Below are 509 nucleotides of genomic sequence, written 5' to 3'. Positions count from 1 at the left end.
ATGCAACGCCGCCCAGATACCAAGCGTGTTCAAGGTGACCGATCACCGCAGCGTCAACCAATCCCAATAGTGGAACAGTAATATTCGACAGCACCATAGGGATAGCGAGCGCTAACACTTGGCGATGCACTTGAGGATTCGATAAAGGAAAGAAGATAGAGTTTGTCACAGGCACCTCGTTGTTTAGATCGACGAGTGTACCTGAGTGCTTAATGACTAGCCAATTACCACTTGATGTGAACAAGCACTGGCGTGAGACGGTGCTTTAGCATTGGAATTTTATTGAGCCAGCGTTGCCAAGCTTTCCATCGTGAACAGAATCGGTCGAATGGCGAGAACGCTTTCACCCATTGTGCCCACGGCAACCATCTCAGAACTTGTTCCGCCGGTGCCTCAAATCCATGGGCATAGCAATCCGAGCCAAGCTTTTGCCCCCACTTACTTTCTGTTAAGTCTCCAGCGAGTACCATACAAGCCTCAGCCGAGACAAAATGGCGACCTAAGTTTTG

At 49.5% G+C, this 509-nt stretch carries 2 pseudogenes; both read right to left on the bottom strand.

The window, feature by feature from the left end:
- Positions 1 to 169: pseudogene (locus R7Z49_RS27830) on the bottom strand (MATE family efflux transporter); the annotation flags it as partial.
- 55 nt (positions 170 to 224) lie between these two features.
- Positions 225 to 509: pseudogene (locus R7Z49_RS27825) on the bottom strand (class I SAM-dependent methyltransferase); the annotation flags it as partial.

Source organism: Vibrio sp. 1562, assembly GCF_033340155.1.
GTDB lineage: Bacteria > Pseudomonadota > Gammaproteobacteria > Enterobacterales > Vibrionaceae > Vibrio > Vibrio alginolyticus.
The sequence above is the reverse complement of the archived record's forward strand: the minus strand, read 5'-3'. Positions and strand labels throughout refer to the sequence as shown.